Origin of the sequence: Lacinutrix sp. MedPE-SW (genome assembly GCF_001874145.1) — a bacterium.
In the GTDB taxonomy this organism is placed as follows: domain Bacteria; phylum Bacteroidota; class Bacteroidia; order Flavobacteriales; family Flavobacteriaceae; genus Lacinutrix.
Genome location: NZ_MPCX01000013.1, coordinates 1 through 25,748, shown reverse-complemented (window position 1 = coordinate 25,748; position 25,748 = coordinate 1). Strand labels below are relative to the sequence as shown.

General features: G+C 31.6%; 27 protein-coding genes and 1 pseudogene. 14 read left to right on the top strand and 14 right to left on the bottom strand.

Going from position 1 to position 25,748, the window contains the following annotated elements; translation table 11 throughout:
- Positions 1-74: 74 nt before the first annotated feature.
- Complete coding sequence (locus tag BM549_RS12075; RefSeq protein WP_290470507.1) at positions 75-1,265, bottom strand: pyridoxal phosphate-dependent aminotransferase; 1,191 nt, start codon at positions 1,263-1,265, stop codon at positions 75-77.
- 11 nt (positions 1,266-1,276) lie between these two features.
- On the bottom strand, positions 1,277-2,377 hold the full coding sequence (locus tag BM549_RS12070; protein WP_290470506.1) for an acyl-CoA desaturase: 1,101 nt from the start codon (positions 2,375-2,377) through the stop codon (positions 1,277-1,279).
- 139 nt (positions 2,378-2,516) lie between these two features.
- Here BM549_RS12070 and rsmG point away from each other — a divergent pair, with 139 nt between their 5' ends.
- On the top strand, positions 2,517-3,146 hold the full coding sequence (gene rsmG, locus BM549_RS12065; RefSeq protein ID WP_290470505.1) for a 16S rRNA (guanine(527)-N(7))-methyltransferase RsmG: 630 nt from the start codon (positions 2,517-2,519) through the stop codon (positions 3,144-3,146).
- A 76-nt stretch (positions 3,147-3,222) separates the two neighbouring features.
- Here the strand turns inward: rsmG and pruA are convergent, their stop codons facing one another.
- Complete coding sequence (gene pruA / locus BM549_RS12060; RefSeq protein WP_290470504.1) at positions 3,223-4,851, bottom strand: L-glutamate gamma-semialdehyde dehydrogenase; 1,629 nt, start codon at positions 4,849-4,851, stop codon at positions 3,223-3,225.
- A gap of 169 nt (positions 4,852-5,020) precedes the next feature.
- Between pruA and BM549_RS12055 the strand changes: the two genes are divergently transcribed.
- A complete protein-coding gene (locus tag BM549_RS12055) occupies positions 5,021-5,746 on the top strand; it encodes an NRDE family protein (protein ID WP_290470503.1) in 726 nt (241 codons plus the stop codon).
- Complete coding sequence (locus BM549_RS12050; RefSeq protein ID WP_290470502.1) at positions 5,739-6,749, top strand: DUF6695 family protein; 1,011 nt, start codon at positions 5,739-5,741, stop codon at positions 6,747-6,749. Before BM549_RS12055 ends, BM549_RS12050 begins: the two co-directional genes overlap by 8 nt.
- A gap of 12 nt (positions 6,750-6,761) precedes the next feature.
- Here BM549_RS12050 and apaG read toward each other — a convergent pair whose 3' ends face one another.
- Both apaG and BM549_RS12040 read right to left on the bottom strand, forming a co-directional pair.
- Positions 6,762-7,148: a Co2+/Mg2+ efflux protein ApaG gene (gene apaG, locus BM549_RS12045; RefSeq protein ID WP_290470501.1), complete on the bottom strand. Its 387-nt coding sequence runs from the start codon at positions 7,146-7,148 to the stop codon at positions 6,762-6,764.
- An 85-nt stretch (positions 7,149-7,233) separates the two neighbouring features.
- The gene (locus BM549_RS12040) at positions 7,234-8,484 is read right to left on the bottom strand and encodes a DUF5103 domain-containing protein (RefSeq protein ID WP_290470500.1); all 1,251 of its coding nucleotides are present in this window, start codon (positions 8,482-8,484) and stop codon (positions 7,234-7,236) included.
- Between the two features lie 192 nt (positions 8,485-8,676).
- Here BM549_RS12040 and BM549_RS12035 point away from each other — a divergent pair, with 192 nt between their 5' ends.
- The 9 genes from BM549_RS12035 (at position 8,677) to BM549_RS11995 (ending at position 17,158) form a co-directional block, all read left to right on the top strand.
- Positions 8,677-10,032, top strand: coding sequence for a Na(+)-translocating NADH-quinone reductase subunit A (locus BM549_RS12035; protein ID WP_290470499.1), 1,356 nt, complete (start codon positions 8,677-8,679; stop codon positions 10,030-10,032).
- Complete coding sequence (locus tag BM549_RS12030; protein WP_290470498.1) at positions 10,032-11,246, top strand: NADH:ubiquinone reductase (Na(+)-transporting) subunit B; 1,215 nt, start codon at positions 10,032-10,034, stop codon at positions 11,244-11,246. The genes BM549_RS12035 and BM549_RS12030 overlap by 1 nt, the downstream gene beginning before the upstream one ends.
- Before the next feature lie 2 nt (positions 11,247-11,248).
- A complete protein-coding gene (locus tag BM549_RS12025; protein ID WP_013869140.1) occupies positions 11,249-12,058 on the top strand; it encodes a Na(+)-translocating NADH-quinone reductase subunit C in 810 nt (269 codons plus the stop codon).
- A 1-nt stretch (position 12,059) separates the two neighbouring features.
- Positions 12,060-12,704 carry an NADH:ubiquinone reductase (Na(+)-transporting) subunit D gene (locus BM549_RS12020; protein ID WP_013869139.1) on the top strand — a complete coding sequence of 215 codons (645 nt, stop codon included), beginning with the start codon at positions 12,060-12,062 and terminating at the stop codon, positions 12,702-12,704.
- A 31-nt stretch (positions 12,705-12,735) separates the two neighbouring features.
- Positions 12,736-13,458 carry an NADH:ubiquinone reductase (Na(+)-transporting) subunit E gene (gene nqrE / locus BM549_RS12015; protein ID WP_290470497.1) on the top strand — a complete coding sequence of 241 codons (723 nt, stop codon included), beginning with the start codon at positions 12,736-12,738 and terminating at the stop codon, positions 13,456-13,458.
- Position 13,459: 1 nt separating this feature from the next.
- Complete coding sequence (gene nqrF / locus BM549_RS12010; protein WP_013869137.1) at positions 13,460-14,767, top strand: NADH:ubiquinone reductase (Na(+)-transporting) subunit F; 1,308 nt, start codon at positions 13,460-13,462, stop codon at positions 14,765-14,767.
- Between the two features lie 62 nt (positions 14,768-14,829).
- Entirely contained in the window at positions 14,830-15,702 is an 873-nt protein-coding gene (locus BM549_RS12005) for a DUF4846 domain-containing protein (protein WP_290470496.1), read from the top strand.
- Between the two features lie 54 nt (positions 15,703-15,756).
- Positions 15,757-16,134: a Na(+)-translocating NADH-quinone reductase subunit F gene (locus BM549_RS12000; protein WP_290470495.1), complete on the top strand. Its 378-nt coding sequence runs from the start codon at positions 15,757-15,759 to the stop codon at positions 16,132-16,134.
- 40 nt (positions 16,135-16,174) lie between these two features.
- Positions 16,175-17,158, top strand: coding sequence for an FAD:protein FMN transferase (locus tag BM549_RS11995; RefSeq protein WP_290470494.1), 984 nt, complete (start codon positions 16,175-16,177; stop codon positions 17,156-17,158).
- 2 nt (positions 17,159-17,160) lie between these two features.
- Here the strand turns inward: BM549_RS11995 and BM549_RS11990 are convergent, their stop codons facing one another.
- From BM549_RS11990 to gpmI, 5 genes are all read right to left on the bottom strand, one after another.
- The gene (locus BM549_RS11990; protein ID WP_290470493.1) at positions 17,161-17,529 is read right to left on the bottom strand and encodes a DUF423 domain-containing protein; all 369 of its coding nucleotides are present in this window, start codon (positions 17,527-17,529) and stop codon (positions 17,161-17,163) included.
- A 17-nt stretch (positions 17,530-17,546) separates the two neighbouring features.
- Positions 17,547-18,338, bottom strand: a complete 792-nt coding sequence (locus tag BM549_RS11985; RefSeq protein ID WP_290470492.1) for a class I SAM-dependent methyltransferase — start codon at positions 18,336-18,338, stop codon at positions 17,547-17,549.
- 7 nt (positions 18,339-18,345) lie between these two features.
- On the bottom strand, positions 18,346-19,164 hold the full coding sequence (gene map, locus BM549_RS11980; protein ID WP_290470491.1) for a type I methionyl aminopeptidase: 819 nt from the start codon (positions 19,162-19,164) through the stop codon (positions 18,346-18,348).
- Between the two features lie 6 nt (positions 19,165-19,170).
- Positions 19,171-19,572, bottom strand: coding sequence for a BT0820 family HAD-type phosphatase (locus BM549_RS11975; protein WP_290470490.1), 402 nt, complete (start codon positions 19,570-19,572; stop codon positions 19,171-19,173).
- A 68-nt stretch (positions 19,573-19,640) separates the two neighbouring features.
- Positions 19,641-21,158: a 2,3-bisphosphoglycerate-independent phosphoglycerate mutase gene (gpmI, locus tag BM549_RS11970; RefSeq protein WP_290470489.1), complete on the bottom strand. Its 1,518-nt coding sequence runs from the start codon at positions 21,156-21,158 to the stop codon at positions 19,641-19,643.
- A gap of 250 nt (positions 21,159-21,408) precedes the next feature.
- Here gpmI and BM549_RS11965 point away from each other — a divergent pair, with 250 nt between their 5' ends.
- Entirely contained in the window at positions 21,409-21,804 is a 396-nt protein-coding gene (locus BM549_RS11965; RefSeq protein WP_290470488.1) for an ankyrin repeat domain-containing protein, read from the top strand.
- A 55-nt stretch (positions 21,805-21,859) separates the two neighbouring features.
- Here BM549_RS11965 and BM549_RS11960 read toward each other — a convergent pair whose 3' ends face one another.
- Both BM549_RS11960 and BM549_RS11955 read right to left on the bottom strand, forming a co-directional pair.
- The gene (locus BM549_RS11960; protein ID WP_290470487.1) at positions 21,860-22,624 is read right to left on the bottom strand and encodes a M48 family metalloprotease; all 765 of its coding nucleotides are present in this window, start codon (positions 22,622-22,624) and stop codon (positions 21,860-21,862) included.
- A gap of 32 nt (positions 22,625-22,656) precedes the next feature.
- A complete protein-coding gene (locus BM549_RS11955) occupies positions 22,657-23,388 on the bottom strand; it encodes a M15 family metallopeptidase (protein WP_290470486.1) in 732 nt (243 codons plus the stop codon).
- Positions 23,389-23,437: 49 nt separating this feature from the next.
- Here BM549_RS11955 and BM549_RS11950 point away from each other — a divergent pair, with 49 nt between their 5' ends.
- Entirely contained in the window at positions 23,438-23,863 is a 426-nt protein-coding gene (locus tag BM549_RS11950) for a GNAT family N-acetyltransferase (RefSeq protein ID WP_290470561.1), read from the top strand.
- Here BM549_RS11950 and BM549_RS11945 read toward each other — a convergent pair whose 3' ends face one another.
- Both BM549_RS11945 and BM549_RS11940 read right to left on the bottom strand, forming a co-directional pair.
- On the bottom strand, positions 23,864-25,015 hold the full coding sequence (locus tag BM549_RS11945) for a gliding motility-associated C-terminal domain-containing protein (RefSeq protein ID WP_290470485.1): 1,152 nt from the start codon (positions 25,013-25,015) through the stop codon (positions 23,864-23,866).
- Positions 25,008-25,748: pseudogene (locus tag BM549_RS11940) on the bottom strand (hypothetical protein); the annotation flags it as partial. The gene BM549_RS11945 and the pseudogene BM549_RS11940, both read right to left, overlap by 8 nt.

Here is a 25,748-nt window from a genome sequence, read left to right as displayed (position 1 = left end):
TATTCAATTTTATACATATAAAAAAAGCCACTAAATATTTTAGTGGCTTTTTTTATTTTGAGTTTAGTTATGTATTAAACTAAAGCTTCTTTTATACGTTTAATCGCTTCTTTAATCTGTTCCTGCGATGCAGCATAGCTTATTCTTATACAATCTGGATTACCAAATGCTTCACCAGTAACTGTTGCAACAAGAGCTTCTTCTAATAAAAATAAAGAAAAATCTGTAGCATTATTTATAGTCTTTCCTTTTAAAGTTTTACCAAAGAAATAAGAAATATTTGGAAACACATAAAAAGCACCTTCTGGTGTATTTGTTTTAAAACCTTCAATACCGTTTAAAGATTCTAAAATCATATCACGACGCTCTTTAAATTCATCAATCATATAATCTACAACACTAGCATCTGCATTTAAGGCAGTAATTACAGCGCGTTGTGCAATACAGTTTGCACCACTTGTTATTTGACCTTGAATTTTATTACAGGCACGTGCAATCCAATCTGGTGCACCTATATAACCTATACGCCATCCAGTCATAGCAAAAGCTTTAGAGACTCCATTTATTGTTACGGTACGTTCAAACATACCATCTACACCAGCCATACTAGCGTGAGGTTTTCCTGTGTAGTTTATATGTTCGTAAATTTCATCTGAAACTACATAAATATTTGGATGCTTTTTTAATACGGTAGCTAAAGCTTCTAATTCTTCATGGCTGTAAAGAGATCCACTTGGGTTACAAGGCGAGCTAAACCAAAGCATTTTTGTTTTAGGTGTAATAGCTGCTTCTAGTTGGTCTGCAGTCATTTTAAAATCTGTAGTGATAGCTGTTTTAACTTCTACAGGTACGCCGCCAGCAACCTTAACAATATCGCTATAACTTACCCAGTATGGGCAAGGTAAAATAACTTCATCACCATCATTTAACATAACTTGTGCTACATTATAAAGTGATTGTTTTGCTCCTGTTGAAACTACTATTTGTGGTAATGTGTAAGTTAAATTATTATCACGTTTAAATTTAGTGATTACAGCTTCTTTTAATTCTACATAACCATCAACTGGTGTGTAAGAATTATAATCTTCGTTAATTGCTTGAATTGCGGCACCTTTAATAAAATCTGGAGTATTAAAGTCTGGTTCGCCCAAACTTAAACCGATGATATCTTTGCCTTCAGCTCTTAATTCTCTTGCTTTTGCTGCCATTGCTAAAGTGGCAGAAGTAGCCATATTTTTAATACGGTTAGAAAGTGGTTGGCTCATTAAATTTGTGATTACGCTTGTAAAGCTGGTTTCATTCCCATTTCTCGTAAATATCTAAAATGCGCAGCAATTGCTTTACGAGTGGTTTTATATTCGTTATAAGGTAAATTAAATTCTTGCGCAGTTTCTCTTACTATTTCTGCAATTTTACCATAGTGAATATGGCTAATATGTGGAAATATATGATGCTCTACTTGGTGATTTAAACCACCAGTAAACCAATTTATAATTCGGCTTTTTGCACCAAAATTTACAGTTGTTCTTAATTGGTGTATTGCCCAAGTATTTTTCATGGTGCCGTTTTTTTCTGGTAAAGGCATTTCTGCATCTTCAATAACATGTGCTAATTGAAAAACAACACTTAATATTAATCCTGCTGTATAATGCATGATAAAGAAACCTAATAAAATTTTCCACCAAGCTGCATCTAAAATAAGCATTGGTAATACAATCCACATAGCAATGTATATAATTTTAGAAATCACTAATTTACTCCAGTTTGCTACAGGATTAGGGAATTCTCCATAAGACAATTTACGTTTCATATAACGTTTCATTTGTTGCCAGTCTGTAGTGATTGCCCAGTTTATAGTTAATAAACCGTATAATAAAATAGAGTAGTAGTGTTGAAATTTATGATGCCATCTCCATTCAGAATGTTTAGAAAAACGTAAAATACGTCCCGCTTCTAAATCTTCATCATGTCCATGGATATTTGTATAAGTATGGTGTAATACATTATGTTGTACTTTCCAGTTGTAAACATTTCCAGCTAAAATATAGATGCTACTTCCCATTAAACGGTTAACCCATTCTTTATTTGAAAACGAACCGTGGTTACCATCGTGCATAACGTTCATACCAACGCCAGCCATACCTATTCCCATGACTATGGTAAGTAATAATTGCGCCCAACCAGGAATATTAAGGGTTAATATTAAAAAGTAAGGAGCTAAAAATATGGTAAACATAATTACAGTTTTTAGCCATAATTTCCAGTTACCGGTACGTTTAATGTTGTTGTCTTTAAAGTAAGAGTTAACTCGCTTGTTTAGAGTTCTAAAGAACTTCGCAGAATCTGTTCTAGAGAAAGATAAAGTTTGCTTTGTCATTTTTTTTAATTTTATATAATAACGCACAAAACGTGCCAATCATATTTGTGTCAAAGATAATTAATAAAAACGTTTGAACTTAAAAAGAATTTGATAAAAATATGGATATAAAATTTCTATTTTTGCAAAAAATATAATAATGGAGCTTATTTTAAAATACTTCCCAAATCTTACTGAAGATCAAATAGATAAATTTGAAAAACTTTCTCATTTGTATCAAGATTGGAATCTTAAAATTAATGTAGTATCGAGAAAAGATATTGACGAATTGTATATGCGCCATGTCTTGCATTCTCTTGCTATTGCTAAGGTTATTGAGTTTAAAGACGACTCAGATATTATGGATGTTGGCACTGGTGGCGGTTTTCCTGGTATTCCATTAGCCATATTATTTCCAGAATGTAATTTTCATTTAGTAGATAGTATTGCAAAAAAACTTAAAGTAGTAAATGAAGTTGCTCAAGGTTTGGGCTTAGAGAATGTTAAAACAACACATACCCGAGTTGAAGAAATTAAAGAAACTTACGATTTTATTGTAAGTCGAGCAGTAGCGGCAATGCCAACATTTGTTCATTGGGTAAAAGGAAAAATTAAAAAAGAACAAAATCACGAATTAAAAAACGGGATTTTGTATTTAAAAGGTGGAGATTTAACCGAAGAACTTAAAGATTATAAAACGACTACAATATATAATTTAAGTGATTTTTATTCAGAAGATTTTTACGAAACTAAAAAAGTAGTACACTTGCCATTAAAATGGGGTGGCTAATAAAATTTAAAGATTATAAATAAAAAAAACCAAAGCATTATGCTTTGGTTTTTTTGTGTTTAAAAAATAGATTATTCTATTCTCCTAAAAAAGGATATCTATAATCTGTTGGTGTAACAAATGTTTCTTTAATCATTCTAGGTGAAACCCAACGTTGTAAGTTTAAAATACTTCCAGCTTTATCATTGGTACCAGAACTTCTTGCGCCACCAAATGGTTGTTGTCCTACAACAGCTCCAGTTGGTTTGTCATTTATATAAAAGTTACCTGCACAGTTTTGTAATGCTTTTGTAGCTTCAACAATAGCATATCTATCTTGTGCTAAAATAGCACCAGTTAATGCATATTCTGATGTTTCATCAACCAGTTTTAAAGTTTTAGAGAAATCTTTGTCTTCAAAAACATATATAGTAATTACAGGACCAAATAACTCATCACACATTGTTGTGTATTTTGGGTCTTCAGTTACAATTACAGTAGGTTCAATAAAGTAACCTTTGCTCTTGTCGTAATTTCCACCAACAATAATTTCGGCTTTTTTATCTTTTTTAGCTTGGTCAATATATTTTGCTAACTTATCAAAAGAAGCTTCATGAATAACTGCCGTAATAAAGTTTTCCATATCCGCAGGAGAACCCATTTTAAAAGATTTTACATCTTCTATTACTTGAGCTTTTACTTCACTCCATATACTTTTAGAAATATAAGCACGAGAAGCAGCACTACATTTTTGACCTTGAAACTCAAAAGCACCACGAGAAATAGCTGTTGCAACTTGAATTGGGTTAGCCGTTTTATGAGCAACAATAAAATCTTTACCACCAGTTTCTCCTACAATTTTTGGGTAAGTTTTATAGTTGTGTATATTGTTTCCTATTTGTTTCCATAACTCTTTAAAAATGTATGTAGAACCTGTAAAGTGTAAGCCAGAAAAATCTGGACTTGCTAAAACAGTATCAGTAATCATTTTTGGATCACCAAATACAACATTAATAACTCCAGCAGGAACACCAGCTTCTTCAAATACATCCATAATTACTTTTGCAGAGTATATTTGAGAATCACTTGGTTTCCATACTACAACATTACCCATTAATGCCATACAAGATGGTAAGTTTCCTGCAATAGCTGTAAAGTTAAAAGGCGATACTGCGTAAGTAAATCCTTCAAGAGGTCTGTATTCTAAACGATTCCATGCGCCACTTGTACTCTCTGGTTGCTCATGGTACATATCTGTCATGTACTGTACGTTAAAACGTAAAAAATCTATTAACTCACAAGCAGCATCAATTTCTGCTTGGTGTATTGTTTTAGATTGCGCCATCATAGTAGCAGCATTAATTCTAGCTCTATATGGTCCGGCAATTAATTCGGCAGCTTTTAAAAAGATGCCAGCTCTATGTTCCCAAGGTGTATTTGCCCAAGATTCTCTTGCTTCTAAAGCAGTAGAAATAGCTTCTTCAACGTGAGATTTTTTTGCTAAATGATAGTGTCCAACAACATGTTGATGGTCGTGCGGTGGAGACATTGGTTTAGTGTCACCAGTTTTAACATCTTTTCCATTAATGTACATTGGCACGTCTATAACGCTACTGTACATTTCTTGATATGCTTTAGAAATAGCTTCACGATGTTCGCATCCTGGCTCGTAAGCTCTTACAGGTTCGTTAACTGCAATTGGCACATTAAAAAATCCTTTTCCCATATAAAATTAATTTTTTGTTTCCACGAAAGTGAAAATCTAGTTGTTTTTAGTTGTCTAAAATTTTAAAGCATCAAAGTTAAGGAATTTTAAACGATTTCTTTCTCAGGCAAATGCCAAAGAATTCTTATTTTTTTGTAAGTTGCTACATCAATTTAGGACTATACTATTTATGTGTACAGTAAGTATTTTTTATAAAGGTAATGATGATTTTGTGCTAACTTCTAATAGAGACGAAGCACCAAGTCGAGTTGCTTTGTCTCCAGATTTTTATTCTATTAATAATACAGAGTTATTAATGCCAAAAGACCAGGAGTCTGGTGGAAGTTGGATTGGTGCAAGTGATAAAAACAGAGTTGTTTGTTTGCTTAATGGTGGTTTTAAATTACATAAAAGAAAACCAACATATAGGCAAAGTAGAGGTGTTGTGGTAACAGATTTATTAACAACAGATGCCATAGAGGCAACAATAGCATCATATAATTTTAATGGTATTGAGCCATTTACAATTGTGATTGCCGACTGGAATACCAATTTAAAATTTTATGAACTGGTTTGGGATGAAACTCAAAAGCATTTTCAGCAACTACCACTAGCAACAAAAATATGGTCTTCAACAACGTTGTATACCGAAGATAAAAAACAAGCTAGACGCGATTGGTTTAATGTTTTTAAAGCTGAAAATGAATTAGAAGCATCTACATTATTAAAATTTCATAAAACAGCAGGAAAAGGAAACAATGATTTTGGTGTTGTAATGGATCGCGGTTTTGTTAAAACAACAAGTATAACACAAATTGAAAAAACCAATACTAAACTTGAAATGTGTTTTAATAATTTAAACACAAAAGAGGTTGCAGTTAAAAATTTTAATTTATCTGAAACTATAAATGGGTAACGCTAAAGAGAATACTGGAATAATTCTAACCTTAGCCTATCCAGATACAATTGTATCGCATGCTGAAGAATGGTACTCACCATATTTAAGGTTTCTTGGAATAGGAAGTAAAACAAGTGTTCGTGCAGGTCATGCAGCCTTAGTTTTAATAGATAAAGAAACAGGTGTTTTGGAATATCATGATTTTGGTAGATATATTACGCCAGAACCAAACGGAAGAGTTAGAGGACGATTTACAGATAACGAACTGCATTTTCCATTTAAAGCAGCAATTAAAAACGATAAGATTGAAAATTTAGATGCTATTTTAAAGTTTCTAGCTACAAAACCTAAAATCACACATGGTGAAGGAAGATTAATAGCTTCAGTTTGCGACCAAATAAATTATAAAAAGGCAAGGCTTCATATTACAAAAATGCAAAATCGAGGTTTTATTTATTATGCTGCTTTTAAAAAAGAAGCTTGTAATTGTGCTCGTTTTGTAACCGATAGTTTAATTGCTTCTGTAACACATTCAAAAATTAAAAAAGCTTTACAACAGTCAAAATGGTTTACACCAAGTACTGTTGGTAATGTTTTATTAGCAAATACAGGAGATTGTGTTTTTGAGGTTTCAGAGATTGGAGAAATTACAGAGTATAAAGGTTCTCAAAAAAGTGAAAATTTAAAAAACTTTTTAGATAGGTTGCAAGATTATACTCCAAACCATGAAGGTACTTTAAAGCCAAGAAAAATTGATGGTCTTCATAAAAATGCGCAATGGTTGTCTGGAATAGCAGCTGGTGCATGGTATGAAATATATAAAACAGCTATAGAAAACGAATACCGGTACCGCCGTATTTCTCCATATGGAAATATAGATTGCGATGCAATTTTTTTAGCTGAAGACTCTCAATTTAATTATGAAAAACCTTACCAAATTATTCACTATTCTAACTGTAGTTTTTTCCACGTAGAACAAAACGGAAAGACATATAGGTTTAATAGAAAAGCTGAAAAATAAAGAAACAGAAATTTAATTAATTGCAAAAGGCGCGCTTAATTTAAAAGTTGGTATAGCAACATCAAACTTTTTAGTTGTTGTAAAGTTTATCATGCTGTAATGGCCTTGCATAGCACCAAAAGGAGATGTAAGTAAACAGCCAGAATTGTAAGTGTGAGATTCGCCTGGTTTTAAAACTGGTTTTTTGCCAATAACACCTTCGCCACTTACAGTTTCGATATTGTTTAAAGCATCAAGTATAGTCCAATGTCTGGCATTAAGTTGTACAGAGTCTTTACTCTGGTTTTCAATTGTAACTTTATATCCAAAGGCATAATGTATTTTATAATTTTTATAAAAAGTGCCTTCAAAATTAGTTTCTACTGAAATTTTTATGCCTTTTGTAACTTGTTGTACCATTTTTTTATTTACAAATACTTTTGCTAAAATACTAAATTTTAAAACTTAATTGCTTATATGTCTTAATATTAACAGTTTGTCGCTATTAATTTGTAATGTTTACAGAGTTGCCTTGTCCAACTCCAATTAATCTATCATAGCGAGCACCAAGGTCTCTATAATAAACTAAAACTTTGTAATCGTTTTCGGTTTGATAAAAGTTTCCAGAAAAAGCATTTTCATCAATTGTACCATCTGGTTTTTTAATAACAAATTTATAACTGTAAAAGCCTTGTTTTAGTATAAGTGGTAATTGGTAAGTTTGAGACTCGGTTTCATAAGTCATTTGTGTGCTACCATCTACCGCATAATTATTAAAATTCCCAAAAACATGCACTGTGTCTCCGTTTAGCAATTCGTTTGTTTTAAGTCCAAAATGCACCTTTGCATAATCGGCGTGAGTTTCTGGAGTATCTGTATCTAAAGCAGTAATTAAAAAGTTTCCATTAATGTCTGGGTTATAAGTATATGGTTGGTTTTTACGTGGCACATTAAAATAGAGATAACTGTTGTAAAGCTCTTTTAGTCTAATAAATTGTACGCCTGTATTGGCACCTCTTAAGTCTTTGTTTTCAAAATAGAAATATTCATTACCAGCATAAAAACTTGAGGCTTTTGTATAGCGGTATTGTAGTTCGTTTCCTAAAATGTATTGCGGTTTTAAATTAGTAATCGCAGTGTTTAGATTGTTATTTTGAATTACTACAGTTTTAATATTTTCTTTAGGGTTGTTAAAGTTGATTTTATTGGTATTAATTACAAAATCTACCGATTGTTTGTTTTCAATTTCTGAAACATCACGAGAACGTTTTATAGATACGCCAACATCTGCAAGTTCTTCGTAAATCATAAATTTTCTTGTAAACTCAATTTCATCATCTTCGTTATAAATGGTAATAAGGTAGTTTCCAGATTTTGTTAAGCCTCTAGTTTGTTCGTTTGGGATTGTTAATGTGTAGTGTGAGTAAATTTGATAGGTATTAAACGAGTTGTCCCATTGTCTAATGCGCTGTTCATTAAATCCTTTAAGGTACTCAGCTTGCATTAAAACAGAAGGTGTCCAGTCAAAATTATAATGTTTAATTTCATAATAATAATCATCTTCATTACCATTTAAAACATCAAATTCTAGTATTAAATATTCTCCTAGTTTTAATATTGGTAATTGGCTTTCTGGTGTGTCACCTTTAAAAGTGATGCTTTTTATCTCTTGGCTAGGATTTATTTCCTGAACCTGAGAAAAAGTAATAGTAGTAATAAATAAAATTACTAGAGAAATATTAAATTTAAGTGCCATTTATAAGGGTTTTCAAGTGGTAAATATAATCAAAATCTATGCCTTAAAGTAAATCCTTATTTAGAATAATTATAAATAGATTATCTGTATGCTATAATGGGAAGAAATTTTATTATTAATTCGTATTTTTGCACCGATTTTTTACCATCATAAAATCATATAGCTAAACTATTAACAAATAGATTTATACGCATGTCAAAAGACATTAAGATTAAAAAAGGTCTTGATATAAAACTTAAAGGAGCTGCAGAAAAAGCGACAGAAAACGCTATAGTAAGCAACTTTTATACAGTTAGACCAGAAGATTTTCACAGTGTAATTCCAAAATTATCTGTTAAAGTTGGAGCAAAAGTTAAAGCCGGAGAAGCTTTATTTTTTGATAAATCCAATGAAGACGTAAAATTTGCTTCGCCAGTTTCTGGAGAAGTTATCGAGATAGCACGTGGAGAAAAACGTAAAATTCTTTCAATAAAAATTCAAGCAGACAAAGAACAATCTTTTGAAGATTTTGGAGCTTTAAACGTAGATTCTGCAAAAGCAGAAGATATTAAAGCGAAATTATTAGCTTCAGGATGTTGGGCTTTTGTAAAGCAGCGTCCTTATGATGTTGTTGCAAATCCAGGTGTTGCTCCAAAAGCAATTTTTATTTCTGGTTATGCAAGTGCGCCATTGGCTGCAGATTTGGATTATACTTTAGCAGGAAAAGAAGCAGAATTGCAGGCAGCAGTTACAGCTTTAGCTAAATTAACGGAAGGTAATGTACACATTGGTGTAGGTAAAAACGGTAATTCGCCATTAGTAGGATTATCTGGAGTTACTGTACATAAAGTGTCTGGTCCTCATCCAGCAGGAAATGTTGGGACGTTAATAAATAAAGTTAGCCCAATAAATAAAGGAGAAACAGTTTGGACTGTGGCTGCTCAAGATTTAGTTATTATTGGGGAGTTATTATTAACAGGTAAATTTAACGCAGAGCGTATTGTTGCATTAGCAGGATCAGCGGTTAAAAAGCCACGTTATTTTAAAACTAAAATAGGAAGCGAAATCGCAACTATGGTTTATGATAATGGTGTTGATAAAGACGGAAACGATAGAATTATTTCAGGAAACGTTTTAACCGGAAAAAAAGTAAAACCAGACGGTAATTTAGACTATTACAGTAATGTAATATCTGTAATCCCAGAAGGAGATGATTATGAATTTTTTGGATGGAACAAACCAATTTTTAATAAAGTGTCTACCTCTAGAGCATTAACTTTTTCATGGTTAACACCTAAAAAAGAATTTGCTTTAAATACAAATACAAACGGTGAGCATCGTGCATTTGTAACTACAGGAACTTACGAAGAAGTTTTTCCTTTAGATATATATCCATTGCAAATATTAAAAGCATGTATGTATCAAGATTTAGATGAAATGGAAGCTTTAGGTATGTACGAAGTTGCACCAGAAGATTTCGCCTTAACAGAATTTGTTTGTGTGTCTAAGCAACCACATCAAGATATAATTAGAAAAGGTTTAGACTTAATGCTTAAAGAGATAGGATAATGGGTTTAAAAAGTAATTTACACAACTTAAAAGAAAAGTATAAAGGCACTAAAATGGCGCCTGCGTTTAACGCAATTCATACTTTTTTGTATTTGCCAAATGAGACAACACATAATGGAACTCATATTAAGGCAGCCGATGATTTAAAACGTACAATGAACATAGTAATTATGGCATTAGTACCATGTTTAATCTTTGGTATATTTAACGCTGGTTACCAACATTATGCTGCTATAGATGCTGCTGCTGGAATTACTAGAGAGGCTTCTTTATTTGGAAATTTCCTTACATGGGATAATTTTGTAATAGGAGCCTGGACGGTTTTACCTTTAGTAATAGTTTCTTACGGTGTAGGTTTAATTGTAGAATTTATTTTTGCAGTTATAAAAGGTCACGAAGTAGAAGAAGGTTACCTTGTAACAGGAATGTTAGTGCCATTAATTGTACCTGTAGATATCCCATTATGGATGTTAGCAGTAGCAGTTATTTTTGGTGTAGTTATAGGTAAAGAAGTGTTTGGAGGAACAGGAATGAATATTCTTAATCCTGCATTAACCATTCGTGCATTTTTATTCTTTGCATATCCAACTTGGATGTCTGGAGATAAAGTATGGGTTCACAAAGCAACAGAATTAGCAGGAACTCCAGATGCGATTTCAGGAGAAACATTATTAGGAGCTTATGCGCAAGGCACAACATTACCTAATATAGATATCATGGATATGTTTTTTGGTTTTATACCAGGATCAATAGGTGAAACTTCAAAACTATTAATAATTATTGGAGCTTTATTTTTAATCTTCACAAAAGTAGGAAGCTGGAGAATTATAGTGTCAACATTAATAGGTGCATTAACTATGGGCTTAATATTTAATGGTGTTGTATCAGCAGAGTGGATTGGAGAATCAAGTAAATTCTATGGTTTAATGAATGTACCATTTTGGCAACATTTAATAATTGGTAGTATTTTATTTGGTGCAGTATACATGGCAACAGATCCAGTTACAGCTTCACAAACAAATAAAGGAAAATGGATTTACGGCTTTTTAATTGGGTTTATTTCAATCATGATTAGAGTATTTAATCCAGCGTATCCAGAAGGAGTGTTTTTAGCGATTTTATTAATGAACGTCTTCGCACCAACTATTGATCATTATGTGATTCAAGGAAACGTAAAACGTAGAATGAAACGTTTAAAAGTTAAAACAGCATAATTATGGCAGTTAACACAGAAAAAAATTCGTACACTATCATATTTGCAATAGCAATGGTAGTTGTAGTAGGTTCTTTATTAGCTTTTACAGCAGCGTCTTTAAAACCTAATATTGATGAAAATAAAAGAATGGAAAAGCAGCAGAATATACTGTATGCTATGGGAATAAATGGAAATGAAGGTGATGGTGATATCACATTTGTTTCTACAGATAAGGTAGCTCAAGAATTTACAGCTAAAGTATCAGAGCAAATAGTTTTAGAAGTTAAAGATGGTAAAATTTTAAATGAAATTACTGGTGAAGACTTCAAAAATTCAACAGATGCAGATAAAGGTATTGAGCCTTACTTAATAGATGTTAAAAAACAACAAACCAGAGTAAAAGAAGGTAAATCTAGATACTTACCTTTATTTATTGGAGAAAACAACGGAAAAAAATTATACGTTGCACCAATTAGAGGAAAAGGACTTTGGGATGCTATTTGGGGCTATGTAGCACTAGATAAAGATATGGTTGTGCAAGGTACATTTTTTGACCACGCAGGAGAAACTCCAGGATTAGGAGCAAACATTAAGCAACGTTACTTTATGGATGATTTTTATGGAGAAAAATTACTTACAGACGCAGGAGTATTTAAAGGTATTACTGTAGCAAAAGGTAATAACGACCCTAAAAATGAAATTAAAGACGATTACGAAGTTGATGCCTTAGCAGGAGCAACTATTACAGGAGATGGCGTATCTGCAATGATAAAGAAAGATTTAAAATTGTATTTGCCATACTTTATGAACTTAAAAAACAATAACGAGTAACATGGGACTACTTTCAAAAAAAGACGCAAAGTTAATCACAGATCCGTTAGCAGATAATAACCCAATTACTATTCAAGTATTAGGTATTTGTTCTGCATTAGCAATTACTGCAGAGCTAAAAGCTTCTTTAGTAATGGGAATCGCTGTGTTATTTGTATTAGGTGTTGGTAACGTAGTAATTTCTTTAATGCGTAATATTATACCATCAAAAATTAGAATTATTGTACAACTTATTGTTGTAGCAGCTTTAGTAATTATTGTTGACCAAGTATTAAAAGCTTTTGCTTTTGAGTTAAGTAAAACACTTTCTGTATTTATTGGTTTAATAATTACCAACTGTATTATTATGGGACGTTTTGAAGCATTTGCTTTAGGTAACGGTCCTTGGAAATCATTTTTAGATGGTATTGGTAATGCTTTAGGTTATGCCGTAATTTTAATTATTGTAGGATTCTTTAGAGAACTTTTAGGTTCAGGAACTTTATTTGGTATTCCGGTATTAGGAGACCCAATCGAAAAAACTGGAGTATATTCTATAGGTTATGAAAACAATGGATTTATGTTAATGCCTCCAATGGCATTAATAATTGTAGGATTAATTATCTGGGTACAACGTAGTAGAAACAAAGACTTAATCGAGGATTAATATCCTTTTTAGTTATAAAAAATAAAAGACAATGATAGAGCACATCGAATTATTTTTCAAGTCAATTTTTATTGACAATATGGTGTTTGCGGTTTTCTTAGGTATGTGTTCATACTTAGCCGTATCTAAAAAAGTAGCTACAGCAGTTGGACTTGGTGCAGCAGTAATATTTGTATTAGCTATAACAGTACCATTAAACTGGTTATTAGATCAATACTTATTACAACCTGGAGCATTAAAATGGTTAGGCGCAGAATTTGCAGATTACGATTTAAGTTTCCTTTCATTTATTATGTTTATTGCTACCATTGCAACAATGGTTCAGTTAGTAGAAATAGTAGTAGAGAAATTTTCACCATCATTATATAACTCACTTGGTATTTTCTTACCTCTAATTGCAGTAAACTGTGCCATTTTAGGTGGTTCTTTATTTATGCAATCTCGTGAGATAGAAACTTTTGGTTTAGCTGTAAACTATGGTGTATCTTCTGGTATAGGATGGTTTTTAGCAATATTAGCTATTGCTGCAATTCGTGAAAAAATTAGATATTCTAACGTTCCAGCTCCTTTAAGAGGATTAGGAATTACTTTCATCATTACAGGTTTAATGGGAATAGGATTTTTAAGTTTTGGAGGAATGTTAACTGGAGGAGATGAAGAAGGAGAACCTTCTACAGAACCTACAACAGAAGTTGAGCAAGTAAAAACTGAAGACGCTAAGAAATTAGCCGAAAACACTAAAATAGTTAAGTAATATGATTTTAGCAGCAGGAACATTAGGAACAGTAATTACAACTGTAGTAGCGTTTTTAATTATCGCATTAATACTAGTAAGTTTATTACTATTCGTTAAACAAAAATTATCACCGTCTGGTCCAGTAAAGATCATGATTAATGGTGAAAGAGAAATAGAAGTAGCTTCTGGTGGTACATTACTATCTACTTTAGGAAGTAACAAAATATTTTTACCATCTGCTTGTGGTGGTGGTGGAACTTGTATACAATGTGAGTGTCACGTATTATCTGGTGGAGGAGAAGCTTTACCAACAGAAACACCTCACTTTTCTAGAAAAGAATTAGCACATGGAGCTCGTTTATCTTGCCAAGTTAAAGTAAAGCAAGACATGGAAATTACAATTCCAGAAGAAGTATTTGGAATTAAAAAATGGGAAGCAACCGTTGTACGTAATTATAATGTTGCCTCTTTTATTAAAGAATTTGTAGTTGAAATCCCAGAAGATATGGGATATAAAGCTGGTGGATATATTCAAATTGAAATTCCAGAGTGTACTGTAAAGTTCGAAGATATGGACATTACTGCACACCCAGAAGAGCATGAAACACCAGATAAATTTCAAGCTGAATGGGATAAGTTTAAACTATGGCCATTAGTAATGAAAAACACAGAAACTGTAGAAAGAGCTTATTCAATGGCTTCTTATCCTGCAGAAGGTCGTGAGATTATGTTAAATGTACGTATTGCAACACCACCTTTTGATCGTGCTAAAGGCGGTTGGATGGATGTAAATCCAGGTGTAGCTTCATCTTACATATTTAACCAAAAACCAGGAGATAAAGTAACTATTTCTGGTCCTTACGGTGAATTCTTTATCAACGAAAGTGATGCAGAAATGCTTTATGTTGGTGGTGGAGCAGGTATGGCGCCAATGCGTTCTCACTTATACCACTTATTCAAAACTTTAAAAACAGGAAGAAAAGTAACTTATTGGTACGGTGGTCGTTCTAAACGAGAATTATTCTATTTAGATCACTTCTATCAATTAGAAAAAGATTTCCCTAACTTCAAGTTTTATTTAGCATTATCTGAACCTTTACCAGAAGATAACTGGAAAGTAAAAGAAAATATTGATGCACCTGGAGATGGTTTTGTAGGTTTCGTTCACAATTGTGTTATTGATAACTACTTAAATCACCATGAAACACCAGAGGATATAGAATTATATTTCTGTGGTCCACCATTAATGAACCAAGCAGTTCAAAAAATGGGAGAAGACTTCGGTATTCCAGATGAGAATATTAGATTTGATGACTTTGGAGGTTAATCTTCAATTAAAATAATAAAACCCAATACGAAAGTGTTGGGTTTTTTCGTTTTAATAAACGTATGAAGAAATATTTATTCGCTATTATTCTAGTTCTTGTGTTTATACTATTAGGTTTTTACTTTAAACCTGTAAAGCAGACTGTAACATATATTTCAAAATCTATAGTTAGTCATGCAGATTTAATTAATAAAGATAGTTCAACTATAAAGTCTAGAGTTAAATTGCCAAACGGTTATAAACGTATTTTATATAAAAAAGGCTCTTTTCAAGAGTATCTTCAAAATTATAATTTAAAACCCTTTGGGAGTAAAATTATTAATTTTGATGATAGCGAATATTATTGGCAACGTGGACATATTGGTATTCTAGATTTACCAGTTCCTAAAAACGGTTTGCAGCAATGCGCAGATGCTTTAATAAGAATTAGAAGCGAATACCTATGGGATGCAAATAGGCAAGACGAAATAGGCTTTAATTTCACTTCAGGACATTATTGCTCTTGGATTGAATATGCTAAAGGATACAGACCAAAAGTTAGTGGTAATAAAGTAACATTTAGCAAAACAGCAACAGCTAATTACTCTAAAAGTAACTTCTATAAGTACCTAAATTTAATTTATATGTATTCGGGAACGCTATCATTATCGCAGGAATTAGAGCCTATAACTAATATTAAAGAACTAAAGATAGGAGATATGCTTATTATTGGTGGAAGTCCAGGACATATTGTTATGTTGGCAGATGAAGCTATAAATAATAAAAACGAAAAGCTTTTTTTGCTAATTCAAGGTAATACACCTGCACAAAGTGTTCATCTTGTTAAAAACCTAGAAGACTCTAAAATTTCGCCTTGGTATAATTTAAAAATGAATGCTGTTATACCAGTTTCAAATTATACGTTTTATAATTCTAAATTTGTAAGATTTAAATAATTTACATTCTGGGTTTTCTTCCGCGAAAGCGAAATATATTATATTTTTGCATTTATGAGTAAAGCTTTAACACCACAAGAACTCCATAATTTAGCAATGAATCACGTTGGAAAAGATCTTGAAAAACGTGGATTCGAATTTATAGCTATAAATAGTAAATTAAAAAAGCATCCACAATTTGTATGTATGGATGCTAATAAACAGTATTTTTTTGTAATTGTAAAAGCTGTTATGCTACCAGATAACGCAAATAATTATGATGTTGTTTGGATGGAGTCTTTTAAAGAACATGCCAGAGAGCATAATGCTAAAGTTTTATATGCAGGTGTTGGTTTAGGCAACCCTAATGGTGAAGATTTACCAGTATATTTAAACGAAGAATATTTAATTGAGTATAATGGTATTCAAGTTCTAGAAACTAATTTTAATTAAAAATTAGTCTTAACTTAAAACACTAAATTGCATTATTACTATGAAAAGAGCATTACTTATAACGCTTATTATCACCTCTTTTTTCTCTTGTAAAAAAGAACTTACAAATACTAAATTATCTGGTTCTGTTTTTGGCACTTTTTACGATGTTACTTACGCTACTAATACCAGCAAAGATTTTAGCAAACAGTTTGATAGCATTTTTAATATTATAAATAAGTCTATGTCTAATTATCAGGCAGATTCAGATATTTCTAAAATTAACAGAAACGAATCTGTAACTGTAGATCATCATTTTACTAAGGTCTTTAAAGCATCAAAAAAACTATATATAGAAACTGAAGGTATTTTAGATCCTACTATTGGTAAATTGGTTAATGCTTGGGATTTTGGTTCAGAAAAACCAACAACTAAGCTAGATAGTATTAAAATAGACAGCCTAAAACAATTTGTTGGTTTTAATAGAATGGGACTTGTAGACCAGAAAATTGTAAAAAGAAAAGGTGCATTTATAGATTTTAATGCCATTGCAAAAGGCTACGCTGTAGATGTAATTGGTATGTTTTTAGAAAGTAAAAACATTAAAAACTATATGGTTAATATAGGTGGCGAACTTAGAACAAAAGGTGTAAATATAAAGAAACAAAGCGGTTGGACAGTTGGAATAGAAAATCCTAATTTTGATGGTTCGCAAAGTTACGATGTAGTTTTTGAGTTAAAAGATAAAGCTATGGCAACCTCTGGAACTTATAGAAAATTTAAAACAGACTCTTTAGGGAATCGTTATGCTCATATTTTAAACCCTAAAACAGGATACCCAACTAAAACAAATATTTTAAGCGTTTCTGTAATTACAGATACTTGTATGATGGCCGATGGTTACGCAACAGCTTTTCAAGCTATGGGAATTGATAAATTAAGTTATTTTTTGGCAAGACACCCGGAATTACAAGTGTATGTGATTTTTATTAATGAAAATAAGGAAATGCAAACAAAAGCTTTTAACGGCTTTAAAACCAAATAACTTTAAAAACTATTTAGTAATAATAGTAACCATCCTATTACTAATAATAAACCTCCAATAGGAGTAATTGGTCCTAAAATCTTTATCTTTTTTCCTTTAGCATCACTTAATACTAAACCATAAATACTAAAAGAGAATAATATAATTCCTAAAGTAAAGCACCAATAAATAGCACGTGTTTGAGGACCTTGGCCAAAACCTAAAACCAGCAATACTATAGCATGGTACATTTGGTATTTTACACCAGTTTCAAAGCTTTGTAGTTGGTTTGTAGATAATGTTTTTTTTAAAGCATGAGCTCCAAAAGCACCAAAAATTACAGATAACATACCAAATAATGCACCAGTTACAATAAGTATTTGCGAGCTCATAATATTAAGATTTTAAATTATTGTTTTTTGTAAACTACGGGAATAATTTCTCCTTTAGCCAAACAGTATTTTTCTATCGCTTTCGCGGAAAGGCTTGCGGTATAATCAACCTCATTAACCATAAAACCAATACTTCTAAGTTTATTAAAATAATCAAGACCATAAACGCGCACATGATCATATTGTCCAAAAATTTTTGCACGTTCTTTTTTATCTGTTATCGTATTATCTTCAAAAGTTGTGGTTCTTGATAAATCCTGCGGAATTTGAAAAATACCATAACCACCAGGTTTCATAACACGATACAGTTCTTGCATTGCTTTAGTATCGTCTGGAATATGTTCTAAAACGTGATTACATAAAATTATATCATAACTATTATCTTCAAAAGGAAGGTTGCATATATCTGCTTTAACATCTGCAATTGGCGACAATAAATCTGTAGTTGTATAATCTATTGTATTTAAAGCCTTAAAGCGTTTTAAAAAACATTGCTCTGGCGCAAAATGAAGTACTTTTTTTTTATATGCCGAATTAGTTTCAGTATTTAAAAAAAAATTGGTTTCATTTTTTAAGTATAACCATAACAACCTGTGGCGCTCTAGAGATAGAGTAGATGGTGATAGTACATTATTTCTTTGCTTACCATAGCCGTATGGTAAAAAGCTTTTAAAACTTTTACCATCTATAGGATCTGTAAAAGTATTTCCTTTTAAAAAGAAAGCTAAAACAGGACGTATAATATAACTAAGCCTTATTAATAAAGGTCTAGGGATTATGTTTAAAATTAATTTGAAGAGTTTCTTCATATAAAATTTAAAGCACTAAAGCTTTCTGGCGAAATTCATCTTCTTCATTAGATGTAATGCCTAAAGCGTCGTAGATATAAGCAAATGTTGATAGTATTTCTGGTTTTCCATCTAAAATTGCAACATCATGCTCGAAATGAGCACTTGGTTTACCATCTTGAGTTGTAATTGTCCAGCCATCTCTGTGTTGTTTTATGCGCTGTGTTCCCATATTAATCATAGGCTCAATAGCTACAACCATTCCTTCTACAAACTTTTTACCACGACCACGTCTACCGTAATTTGGCATTTCTGGATCTTCGTGCATAACACGACCTAAACCATGACCTACTAACTCTCTTACAACACCGTAACCGTGGTTTTCGCAATACTTTTGTATTGCATAACCAACATCACCAACGCGGTTTCCTAATTTTAATTCTTTGATGCCTACATATAAAGATTCTTTAGTAACTTGTAATAGTTTTTTAGTTTCTTCATCTATTTCTCCAACAGGAAAAGTATAAGCGTGGTCGCCATAAAAACCATGTTTTATTGCGCCACAATCTATAGAAATAATATCGCCTTCTTCTAATGGTGTATTATTTGGAATGCCGTGTACAACTTGAGAATTAGGACTCATACATAAGGTATTAGGAAAATCGTACAATCCTAAAAATCCTGGTACAGCACCTTGGTCACGAATACATGTTTCTGCAATTTTGTCTAATTCTAATGTTGTTACTCCTGGTTTTACTGCTTTAGCAACTTCACCTAAAGTTTTTGAAACTACAAGAGCAGCTTCGCGCATTAATTCTATTTCTTCTCTTGTTTTTACTATAATCATATTATTCTAGAATCTAAAAAATCCTTTTTTCTTTTTTTGTTTTACTTTAGGTTGTTCGTTGGTAAGCATCTGGTATATTTCTCCCCAACCAAGTATTCCTCCTATATTTCTATCGTCTATAAATAAGTCTGCATGAATTTTTCTGCTAACATTTTCTGGCGTTTGCTCTTCTGGAAAACTTTTATTTACAGCATAAAATTCTATGCCATTTGCTTTACAATACTCAACGGCTTCTTCTAATTTCTTACCATGACGATAGGTCCATAAAATTAGTCGGTGTCCATCTGCTTGTAATCGTTTTAAAGTATCGAAAGCAAATAATCTTTCGTCTCCAATACTAGGATAAGCATCTTCAACAATTGTACCATCAAAATCTACAGCAATAATAAGTCCTTTAGAGATTTTCATTTAACTTTTAAATAGTGTACAAAAATACAATTTATAATTCTACTTTATTTCAAGTAGTTAAAGCTATTTTATACTAAAGGTTCTTGAGTCATAGCATTTGGTTGTTCTATACCCATTAATTTTAAAATGGTTGGTGCAATATCTCCAAGTATACCATCTTTAATATTTTTTATGTCTTTATCTACTAAAATTAAAGGTACAGGATTTGTGGTATGTGCAGTATTAGGTGAACCGTCTGGATTAATCATGGTTTCACAATTACCATGATCTGCAATAACTAAAACTGTATAATCATGTTCTACAGCGGTACTAATAACTTTGTCTACACATTTATCTACAGCTTCGCAAGCTTTTATTGCTGCTTCCATAGAGCCTGTGTGACCAACCATATCTCCATTTGCGAAATTTAAACATACAAAATCAACCTCTCCTTTTTGTAGTTCTGGTATTAAAGCATCGGTTAGCTCAAAAGCACTCATTTCTGGTTGTAAATCGTATGTTGCTACTTTAGGAGAGTTTTTTAATATTCGTGTTTCTCCTTGAAAAGGTTTTTCTCTACCGCCAGAGAAGAAAAATGTTACGTGAGGATATTTTTCTGTTTCAGCTATTCTTATTTGGGTTTTATTGTTTTTTTCTAAAACTTCACCTAACGTTTCGGTTATGTTGTCTTTATTAAAAACAACGTGTAATCCTTTAAAATTCTCATCATAATTTGTCATTGTTACATAATACAAATTAAGTTTCTTCATTTTAAATTCTGGAAAATCTTGCTGAGATAAAGCATCGGTTAATTGGCGACCTCTATCTGTTCTAAAATTAAAGAATATTACAACATCATCTTCTTTTATAGTTGTTAATGGAAGACCATAACCATCTACTTTAATGATAGGTTTTATAAACTCGTCTGTAATATTATTGTTATAATTATTTTGAATACTTTCTTGAATATTTCTAGATAACTCGCCTTTGCCATTTACTAAAGCATTGTATGCTAATTGTACTCGTTCCCAACGTTTATCTCTATCCATTGCGTAATAACGACCAGTGATTGATGCGATTTGTGTGTTTTTATCTTGGATGTATTGTTCTATATCTGCAATAAAACCTTTTCCAGATTGTGGATCTACATCTCTACCATCTGTAAAACCGTGGATGTAAGATTTTGTGATGCCTAAATCTTGGGCAACATCAATTAACCCTTTTAAATGGTTTATATGAGAATGAACACCTCCATTACTTAATAATCCTAAAAAATGAACTGCTTTGTTATTTTTTTTAGCGTATTGAAATGCGTTTTCTAAAACAGGTTCTTTTGCTAAAGATTTGTTTTCTACAGCTAAATTAATTTTAGCTAAGTCTTGATAAACAATACGTCCTGCACCCAAATTCATGTGTCCAACTTCACTATTTCCCATTTGGCCTTCTGGTAAGCCTACATGTAAGCCGTCTGTTCTAAGTTGTGCATGTGGAAATTTTGTATATAAACTATCAATAAATTGTGTGTTGGCATTATCTATTGCAGAAACTTTTGGGTCTGGGCTTTTTCCCCAACCATCAAGAATCATTAGTATGACTTTTTTATTCATTTTTTTTGCTTTAGAATACAAATATAAAATTTTAAGATGCGACCTAAAAAAATATAGTTAATTAAACAATGGTTAACTTTATTTTGAGTTTTTGTTAATTGTCTTTATAATTTTAAGAATACCTTAACATATTTGTAGTCAAATGATTACGTGTATGTTAATATTTGATTTTTATTGTAACAAATTGTTTTTTTTGTCGTCTCTTTAGTGTAATAAAAAAACAAATCATTAATCAATCAAAATTTAAATCATGAAAAAAACATTAATTATTTCGGCAATTGCATTAAGTTTCTCTGTTGCAACTTTAAATGCAGACACAGTAAAAGTTAGTACTACAAATGAAGTAGAACTAACAGAAAAAAATGAAGTTAATTCTTTTTGCAGAGCTATCGTTAAAGGTGATATTGAAACTGTAAAAACATTAATTAATTTAGGAGAAAATATTAATAAAAAATCTAGAGGTATGACACCATCAATGTTTGCTGCTAGATATAATAGAGTTGAAATTTTAAAATTATTAATTTCTAATGGAGCAGATTTAAAAACTAAATGCAAAAAAGGGATGACTGCGTTAAAATATGCAGAATTATCTAATGCTTCAGAATCTTATAAATTAATTAAAAACACACTTAAGAAAAAAGCTTAAATGTTTAAAAATTTATAAAAAAAAAGCCTTGTTTTAAACAAGGCTTTTTTTTGAGTTATCTTCTGTATTTTTCAATAGATTCTCTAATTTTTTCCATTCTATTATCTGGATCTGGATGAGTACTTGAAAACTCTGGTTGGCGATTTGGTCCTGCAGCAGCTTTTAAAATTTGCATTACTCCAATCATTTCTTGTGGATCATAACCAGCGCGCATCATGAAGCGTACACCTAAATCGTCACTTTCTAATTCGTCTCCTCTACCATTTTTTAATAAAGTTCCATTTCCTATTTGTGCTACAACGCCACCCATATCTGCTCCAACAGAGCCAGCTGTAGATAAACCTTTCCATAGCTCTGAATTTGCAATTCGTTCAGCAGAGTGTTTTCCTAATACATGCCCAATTTCATGACCTAATACGCCAGCAAGCTGGTCTTCATTTTTTAATTGAGAAAATAAGGCATAGGTTATAAATATTTGTCCTCCAGGTAGAGCAAAAGCATTTATGGTATTTTGGTCTGCTAATAAATGAAACTCATATTGGTAAGGTGTTTCTTTTGCAATACTATTATTTACTAATTTATGGCCTACATTATCAACCAATGCTTGGTATTGCTCATTTGGATGTAAACCACCATGCCGTGCTGCCATTTGATTTCGACTGGCCAATCCCATTTGAATTTCTTCTTGAGGAGTCATTGATATAGCTTGTTTTTTTCCGGTATATGGATTGACTTCTTGTTGGCTACAATATTTAAAGCCAAAAAATGCGGCAATAACTAAACCTATAAGTAGTCTGCCTTTAAGTCCGCCTTGTTTCATAATATTTTAATGGTTTTAGTTCTGTTTTAAAGTTACAAAAGTTCAGGATTAATATCTAAAATATTTTGTGTAATGTATTGGTTTATAAATTCTTTTGTAAAATAATTACTCCCTAATAGATTGTCATTTTGTAATATTTTAGATATGTCTATTTTTTTATAGGCTTTAAGGAAGTTTTGGGACAAAGGTTTGTAACTATAATGCCAAGGTTCGTACTTAAACCCTTTTCTGTTTGAAATATCTGTATATACTAAATGAAAGCCAAAATAAGATGCATTAGTATCCATCCATTCTTTTAATTTGCAATATGAACCATTATCATGATAATTTTTTGGTTGCAAAATACTATTTGGTTGTTTAACATTTGTTTGATAGATGTCTATATCTGTTCCCCAATGGTGTCTAGATGTTCCTGGAATGGTTGAGTATTCTATTATTTTTTTTATGTTAGCTTTTGGAGTTAAGCCTTTAGTATTATTACTTTTATATTTGCGTTCCCAAATACGTTTTTGATGACTGTAACTTCTATAACTAGAAACTGCAGCTATTTTTATATTACTTTTTAAAGCTTCTTTTTGTAATTTTTTAAAAGCAATATGTGCCTCTTCTAAAAGTTTATAGCCATTTCCTAATAAAACAGGTTGGCCTTTACCAATAAGTTGATTTATAGTAATAGAATCATCTTGATTAAAAAATGTTTTTGGTAAAGTAACAATCGCAGCTGTTGTTAGGCTAGTTTTTTTTAAAAAGTGGCGTCTATTCATATTTTAGATTAAAGTGTTTCAAATTTATTTAAATTTACTAAAAAAAATGATGGATTTTAGCTTTAAACTTATTGAAAAAGATGATATATTTTCTATTATTCCTTTAGTTCAAAAATTAAGTAAAAATGCAAATTCTGATGATGTTTTGAAAGCACGTTTTGCTGAAATGGTAAAAGAAAATTATGAATGTGCAGGGATTTATTTAAATGAAAAATTAATTGGAATTTGTGGCATGTGGTTTCAAACTAGACATTATGCAGGAAAATCTATGGAAGTAGACCATGTTTATATTGAAGCAGAATATCAAGGTAAAGGCTTGGGTAAATTGTTTTTTAAATGGATATATAAATATGCTAAATCTAAGGGTTGTAACACATCTGAGTTAAATACTTACGTTCAAAATTATCCTTCGCATAAATTTTATTATAACGAAGGATATGAAATTTATGGTTACCACTTTTATAAAACACTATAATTAATAGTTAAGATAAATCCAACCTGAATAGGTTTTGTTATCTTGAGGTAGATCTAATACATAGAAATAGGTGCCAACAGGTAGTTTGTTTCCTTGGCTACCAACAACTTTTTTATTAGAAATGCCATTAAAAGTGTTTTTGTAATTTTTTGCATCGTAGACTGTACGTCCCCAACGGTTAAATATTTTTAATTCGCTATTAAATAATTCTACACCTTCAATTACAAAAAAATCATTTAATCCATCTCCATTAGGACTTACGCCATTATATACCGTTAATCCGTTACTTCCAATGAGTCCACCAAAAGTTATAATTTCAAAGTTGTTTGGAATAAACTCAAAGGAATTAATAGTTCCATTATTTATATCTCCTGTGACATTAGTATTGCCTAAATCTACCCATTTGCTTTCAGTTTTACTCCAACCTACAACTCTTAAGTTCATAAGGTCATCTGTTAAATTCGAAATTTGACTTTCTTGATTCCAAGTAAGTGTTATAAATGTAGATTCATCTCCATTAAAATCCCAAAATTCTTCTGTGCTAATTGAATTTAAAATATTTTCAGAGTTATTGGTATCAAAATTAATAGAAAATGTAGATGGAAAATTTGGATCTTCATTAAAATATGCAGCTTTAAACTTTGAGCTATTAACTTGAGCAGGAAGAATTATTGGTCTTAATTTATTATCATCTCCTATAGGAAATCTAAATGAATTATTTCCTGTATACGATGCATAACCATCGGTTAATCTTAAATCATCTTCAGCAACAAAAAGAGCATCATTTAAATAATCCAAAGAGTTTAATAAATTTTCTCTAGGCGTTATAATATCTCCAATGATATAGCTTAAAGTATTGCTAACTTGAGTATTTATTTCAAGATATAAATCATTATCTACCGCAACTTCCATATTATAAAATAAAGGCGCTTGCGTTCCAGAAATGGTCAACGAATTATTTAAGTTATAGAATCCTGCTAAACCTAAGTTTTCATTAAAAGTCCCATTGTTTTCTAAATTGATATGAAAACCAACTTGACCTTGATTGTGTATTTGAACATTTCCAAAATTATTAAAAGCACTTTGAGCATTTAATAGTACGAAAGAACAAGTAGCTATAGACGATAGTATTAAACGAATGTAATTATTCATAAGCTGTAAATATTACGACTATGTTTTCAGTTTTATTATCCACATTTAATGTAAATCCATTAGTGTTAAATGAAACAAGTCTAGCAGTAGTTAAACCTAAATTATCACCATTATTATTAGAATATCTAATTCCTATACAATGAGAACTAGAAGCGTAACGTGAAATATCATTAATAGAAGAGCCACTACCACCAACATAAATTACTTGTTGTGTTGTTCCTCTTGCATAACCAGTCATTCCACCAAAAGCATTATTAAATCCATTATTATTATTTCCTACGCCATTATCAGCGTTTAAATTTTCACTTTCAATATTTGCATAAGCTTGAAATGTTACTTGAGATGGTTCAAAAGGAACATTTATTGTAATATTTCCAGTGTTGGTAATTATAAAATGACCAACATATGCATTAGAAGGTCCAACTTCACCTTGAATACCTTGTTCACCTTGCGGACCTTGCGCACCATCAACACCATCAGTTCCGTCTGCACCAGCAGGCCCTTGCGGACCTTGTGGACCAGTTTCACCTTGAATACCTTGTTCGCCTTGCGGACCTTGCGCGCCATCAACACCATTAGCTCCATCTGCACCAGCAGGACCTTGCGGTCCTTGTGGACCAGTTTCACCTTGAATACCTTGTTCGCCTTGCGGGCCTTGTGCGCCATCAGCACCATTAGCTCCGTCTATACCAGCAGGACCTTGCGGTCCTTGTGGACCAGTTTCACCTTGAAT